The following is a 6,160-nucleotide window of genomic DNA, read 5'->3' as shown; positions in this document are numbered from 1 at the left end:
CATCGCACGCCTGAGAGCGCTTTGACCTGGGCTTTGGTGGAGGCGGAACCTTCGGCAGTCGTGTTGATCATTGGCTGTGTGGAGGTCCGGGGTGCCGGTCGAGTTTCTGACGGATGCGCAAGCCGCCGCGTACGCGGCGTTTGACGGGGCGCCATCCCGTACGGAGTTGGAGCGCTTCTTCTTCCTGGACGACGCGGACCGGGAGCTGATCGAGGCGAAGCGGCGGTCTCACAACCGGCTCGGCTTCGCGGTACAGCTGACGACCGCGCGGTATCTCGGGGTGTTCCTGGACGACCCGACCGACGTGCCGGCTGAGGTCGTCGACTACCTCGCCGAGCAGCTCGGTATCGAGGACTCGTCTGTGCTGAAGGCGTACGGGGAACAGCGGTGGAAGACCCGGTTCGAGCACGTGTGGGAGTTGCGCGAACTGCTGGAGTACACGGAGTTCGCCGAGGCGGAAGCCGAGCTGCGGGTGTGGGTGGACGCGCGGGCCTGGACGACCGGGGAGGGCCCGAAGGCGCTGTTCGACGCGGCGGTGGGGTGGCTGCGCGAGCGGCGGGTGCTGCTGCCCGGCGTGACGACGCTCGCCCGGCTGGTCGCGTCGGTGCGGGAGGCGGCGAACCAGCGGCTGTGGGACAGCCTCTACGGGCTGCTGAGCACCGGTCAGCGGGCGGTGCTCGACTCCCTGCTGACCGTGCCGCCCGGCGCGCGGGTATCAGAGCTGGACCGTCTGCGGCGCGGCCCGGTGCGGATCTCCGGGCCGCAGATGAAGTGGGCGCTTGAGCGGGCAGCGGAGATCGACGCGTTCGGTATGGGTGAGCTGGACGTGTCCGGGATACCGCCGCGGCGACTGGCAGAGCTGTCGCGGTACGGCGTGGACGGCAAGGCGTCCCTGCTGCGGCGCCACGGCGACTCCCGGCGCCTGGCCACCCTCCTGGCCACCGCGGTCTACCTGACGAGCAGGGCGGTCGACGACGCGCTGGATCTGCTGGAGGTGCTGATCGCGACGAGGCTGCTCGCGCGGGCGGAGCGGGAGACGGCGAAGCAGAAGCTGAAGACGCTGCCGAGGATGGAGCGGGCCGGGATCAGGCTGGCGACCGCGTTCCGGGTCGTGTTCGACACCACGAGCGAGCAAGTCGACACCGAGTCCGGGGAGATCAGTCCGCCAGAGGTGGCGACGCTGACGGCGATGTGGGAGCGGATCGAGGAGGTGGTGCCGCGCGAGGAGCTGGCCGCCGCGATCGCCGCGTTGTTCGAGCTGGCGCCGCCGATCGACTCGGACGCGGACGAGGCATGGCGGTCGATGCTGGTCACCCGGTTCCCCACCGTACGGCCGTTCCTGGCACTCCTTGTCCAGGTCGTCGACTTCGGCGCCACCCCGGAGGGCCTGCCGGTCCTCAAGGCGCTGAAGTCGCTGCCCGATCTGATGGGGCGCAAGAAGGTCGGCCCCGACGAGATCGACACGTCCCTGCTGGTGGGCTCGTGGCGGCGGCTGGTGCTGAGCGCGCCGCACCTGGAGGCGGGCACGGTGGACTGGAAGGCGTACGTGTTCTGCGTGCTGGAGTCCTTCCATCGGCTGCTGCGCCGGCGGGAGGTCTTCGCGAAGAACTCCTCGAAGTGGGGTGACCCGCGGGCGAAGCTGTTGGACGGCGAGGCGTGGGAGCAGGTCCGCCCGACCGTGCTGGCTTCCCTGAACCTGCCCGGCGAGGCGGGTGAGCACCTGGCGGCGCGGGCCGCGCTGCTGGACGGCACGTACCGGGAGGTCGCCGGGCGGGTGCCGGCGAACTCCCAGATCGTGTTCGACGACGACGGCCGCCTGCACTTCGCCGCCCTTCAGCCGGAGCCCGAACCCGCCTCCCTGAGCGACCTGCGGAAGGCGGTGGAGGCGATGATGCCCCGCGTCGACCTGCCGGAGGTCCTGCTGGAGGTGTTCTCGTGGACCGGCGCCGACCAGGCGTTCACCTCGATCACCGGCGGCGAGGCCCGGCTCAAAGACCTGCACGTGACGGTCGCCGCGCTGCTGGTCGCGCACGGCTGCAACGTCGGCTACACGCCGGTCATCGGCGGGATCGATGCGCTGAAGTACAGCACGCTGTCCCACGTCGACCAGACGTATCTGCGGCTGGCCACCTACCGGGCCGCGAACGCCACCCTCATCGAGCACCAGGCTTCCATCGGCCTCGCGCAGGTGTGGGGCGGCGGGCTGGTCGCCTCCGTGGACGGCATGAGGTTCGTCGTCCCCGTCCCCTCGGTCTACGCCCGGCCGAACCCGAAGTACTTCGGGCGCCGGGGCGGCGCCACCTGGCTGAACATGATCAACGATCAGGCGGCGGGGCTCGGCGGGAAGGTGGTGGCCGGCACCCCGCGCGACTCCCTGTACGTGCTGGACGTCCTCTACGACCGGGACGGCGGCAAGCGCCCGGAGACGATCGTCACGGACACCGCCTCGTACAGCGACATCGTCTTCGGACTCCTCACCCTGGCCGGGTTCGCGTACGCGCCGCAGCTCGCGGACCTGCCGGACCAGAAGATGTGGCGCATCGACCGCACCGCCGACTACGGGGCCTTCACCGACGCCGCCCGTGGTCGGGTTGATCTCGCCCGGATCGAGCGGCAGTGGGAGGACATCCTGCGGATTATCGGCTCCATCCACACCGGCGCCGTGCGCGCGTACGACGTGATCCGGATGCTGTCGCGGGACGGACGGCCGACCCCGCTGGGGGACGCGATCGCGCACTACGGGCGGATCGCCAAGTCCCTGCACATCCTGCGGTTGGCCGACGAGCCCGGCTACCGGCGCCAGATCAAGGCGCAGGCCAACCTCCAGGAGGGTCGCCACGCGCTCGCCCGGAAGATCTTCCACGGCCGTTCCGGGCAGCTTTACCAGCGCTACCAGGACGGCATGGAGGATCAGCTCGGCGCGCTCGGCCTGGTCCTCAATGCCGTTGTCCTCTTCAACACCAGGTACATGGACGCCGCGGTGAACCAGCTGCGCGCGGACGGCTTCGACGTCCGCGACGAGGACGTGGCCCGCCTCTCGCCGTTTGTACGGCAGCACATCAACATGCTGGGCCGGTACTCCTTCCAGCTTCCTGACCTGCCCGGCGGACTGCGGCCCCTACGCGATCCGGACGCCAGCGAGCAGTAAGGACCTTCCCGGCCTGACACACCTGCGTACTGCATGACCACGCGGTCCGGAGTCTCCATTCGCCGCAATGCTTCGGCTGGGGACTTCGGGCCGACCGGAGAACCCGGGGCAGCGCCCATGATGATGATCTCTACGCCGTAGATTAGGCACATGGTGGAGGGGACGCCGGGCGCGGCAAGAACGCGGTTACCGGGGAAGCAGAAGCGAGGGCGGCACGCCGCCACGAAGTCTGACGCGGCAAAGGGCGAGCTGATGCGCTCGTCCATGCTGATGGCGGCAGGGACGGTGGTGTCCCGGGCAACGGGCCTGCTGAGAACAGTCCTACAGGCCGGGGCACTCGGGACGGGACTGCTCGCTACAACGTACAACCAGGCCAACGTGGTGCCGGCGAGCCTGTACTTCCTGCTCATCGGCGGTGCGTTGAATTCCGTACTGGTTCCGCAGCTGGTGAGGGCCAGGATGGAGCAACCTGATGGAGGACGGGCCTTCGAGCAGCGTCTGGTCACCCTCACGATGTCCGTGCTGGGAGTCGGCACACTGCTGGCCGTGTGGGCAGCGCCGCAGATCATCAGCCTCTATCAGAGCGACTCACCGGCCAACCACGAAGCGTTTCAGCTGACAGTGGTCTTCGCGCGGTTCCTGCTCCCGCAGATCTTCTTCTACGGACTGTTCAGCATCCTGGGCCAAGTACTCAACGCCCGGAACAAGTTCGGCGCGATGATGTGGACCCCAGTCCTCAACAACGTCGTCCTGATCTCCATGTTCGGCGTATACCTCGGCATGATGACCGTCCCGGACTCCGTCCAGGACATCACCCAGACCCAGGTCACGCTGCTCGGCGCGGGCACCACCGGCGCTCTGGCGATCCAGGCTCTGGCCCTGATCCCCTTCGCCAGGGCCGCCGGCTTTCGGTTCCGCCCGCGGTTCGACTGGCGCGGCACGGGCCTGGGCAAGAGCATCAGCGCGGCCCGCTGGACCCTGCTGTTCGTCCTCACCAACCTCGTAGCCAGCACGGTGGTGACCCGCTACGCCTCCGCCGCAGACACGGCGCTGCCCAAGGGCGGCGTGGGCTTCTCCGCCTACACCTACGCGCAGACCATCTGGTCGCTGCCGCAGTCGGTCATCACTGTCTCGCTGGTCACCGCCCTACTGCCGCGAATGAGCCGGGCCGTCGCCGAACACCGCCTCGACGACATGCGCGATGACCTCTCCCGGGCCCTGCGGATCAGCGGCGTCGTCATCGTTCCCGCCGCCTTCTTCTTCGTGGCCCTCGGCCCGGAAATGGCGCAGGTAATCTTCGCTCATGGAGCAGCCGATTCAGCGTCCATCGTGCCGCTGGGCCAGATGCTCCAGGCTTTCGGACTCGGCCTGATCCCCTTCTCGGCGCAGTACATGCTGCTGCGCGGCTTCTACGCCTTCGAGGACACCCGGACCCCGTTCTGGATGGCCGTGTGGATCAGTACGGCGAACATCGCCCTGGCCACCGCCTGCCATCTGCTGATGCCCCCGCGATGGGCCGTCACCGGCCTGGCCGGCGCCTACGCCGCCTCGTACGCCATCGGCCTGCTCATCACCGCAATGCTTTTGCGACGACGTCTCGAAGGCCGGCTGGACGGCAAGAGACTGTGCCGCACCTACGGCAAGCTGACGACCTCTGCCCTCGCGGCGGGAGCGCTGGGCTGGTTGGTGGCGCGCTCATGCTCCAGCACCGTCACCTCGACCACCTGGGCACCCGCTCTGGGCCTCGCTGCGGGCGGCCTCACGATGCTCCTGGTGTTCGTGCTGCTCGCACGAACCTTGAAGATCAGCGAGCTGCGGAGCCTGCCGGGCCTGGGGTGAGCGCCCGGTCTCGGCTGAGTCGCAGCGGCCGGTCATCGGTGGCTGTCACCGGGCGCAAGCAGGCTGGTGACCTCGGCGATGGCCTCCGGCGACGGCTTGAAGTAACGACGGAGATTCTCCGGCTTCTTGTGCCTCGACTTGGCCATCAGCATCAGCAGACTCGCCCCCGCCTCGCCGAGGTGCGTCAGAGCGGAGTGGCGGTATTCGTGCAGGTCCCAGCCGGTGCCGGGCCCGCGTACGGCGGTGTGCTCGTCCAGCAGGCCACGAGCCTGCCCGTATGAGAGCCGGGCGAGGCCAGTGTCCGGGCACACGTCCCGAGGACTGACGACCTTGCCGGGGCCAGGCCGCCGGTGAGTAACGAACACCGGCCCCCGCGTACGGCCCTTGAGTAGGCGGGGCAGAAGCCGGGCGGTGCCGGCGTCCCAGTAGACCGTTTCCAATACGAAGTCCTCGCGGGCCTGGCCACGACGGCGGGCCTTGGTCCGGGCGCCCTTGGCCTTGACCTGGCAGCGGCGCCCGGCGAAGTCCAGGTCCTCGATGTTGACGCCCAGGATCTCGTCGGACCGCCCGGCGGTCTCGTAGAGCATCCGATACAGCGTCTTCTCCCGCAGGTGCACCTCCCGGCGGGCGATCAACCGGTCGATGGCCATGCGTGAGCGGGCAGGCGTCTCGGATTCCGGTATCGCCAGCCGCTTGGCCCAGGCGGGGACTGCCGGGGCATCGTGGCCCCGCTCGCGGCACCAGCCGAGCCAGGAGAGCACCGCCGCCCGGCGTGCGTTCCACGTGTTGACCGCCGCGGTGCCCCACAGCAGTTCCAGAACCTCGCCGATCTCGTCGTCCGCCACCATCGCCAGCGGCCGACTCTCACCGAGCCGCTCAGCGGTCTTGCCGACCCCGATCCCGTAGTTCCGGACCGTGTTCGGGTTGCGGAGCGAGTCGAGGAACACGTCGGCCGCCGCCCGAACGGTCAACACCTTGCCAGTCGGCAACTGCACGACGGTGGGCACCGCTTCCCCCCTTGCCACAGATAACAGGGCCGCTTCGCGTAGCGGCCAGAGAACGTCACCGCAGGTGACGAATCAAGTTGCCAAAGATAATAGGGCGTTATCTGTGGAAAGATTTCAAAGGGGTCCGGTGCCGACGCACCGTCATCCGCCCACCAGGGCCGATCGA

The 6,160-nt window shown here is 68.8% G+C and carries 3 protein-coding genes; 2 read left to right on the top strand and 1 reads right to left on the bottom strand.

Annotation, left to right across the window (positions count from 1 at the left end):
* Positions 1–91 precede the first annotated feature (91 nt).
* Both ACFU95_RS50585 and murJ read left to right on the top strand, forming a co-directional pair.
* Positions 92–3,148: a Tn3 family transposase gene (locus ACFU95_RS50585; protein WP_383844601.1), complete on the top strand. Its 3,057-nt coding sequence runs from the start codon at positions 92–94 to the stop codon at positions 3,146–3,148.
* Between the two features lie 150 nt (positions 3,149–3,298).
* A complete protein-coding gene (gene murJ, locus ACFU95_RS50580) occupies positions 3,299–4,987 on the top strand; it encodes a murein biosynthesis integral membrane protein MurJ (RefSeq protein WP_383844598.1) in 1,689 nt (562 codons plus the stop codon).
* Positions 4,988–5,019: 32 nt separating this feature from the next.
* On the opposite strand, the gene ACFU95_RS50575 is transcribed toward murJ, so the two are convergent.
* Positions 5,020–5,994, bottom strand: a complete 975-nt coding sequence (locus ACFU95_RS50575; RefSeq protein ID WP_383844595.1) for a tyrosine-type recombinase/integrase — start codon at positions 5,992–5,994, stop codon at positions 5,020–5,022.
* Between the last annotated feature and the right edge of the window lie 166 nt (positions 5,995–6,160).

The organism is Streptomyces sp. NPDC057623 (assembly GCF_042800355.1).
Lineage (GTDB): Bacteria > Actinomycetota > Actinomycetes > Streptomycetales > Streptomycetaceae > Streptomyces.
This window is presented reverse-complemented; position numbering and strand designations above follow the sequence as displayed.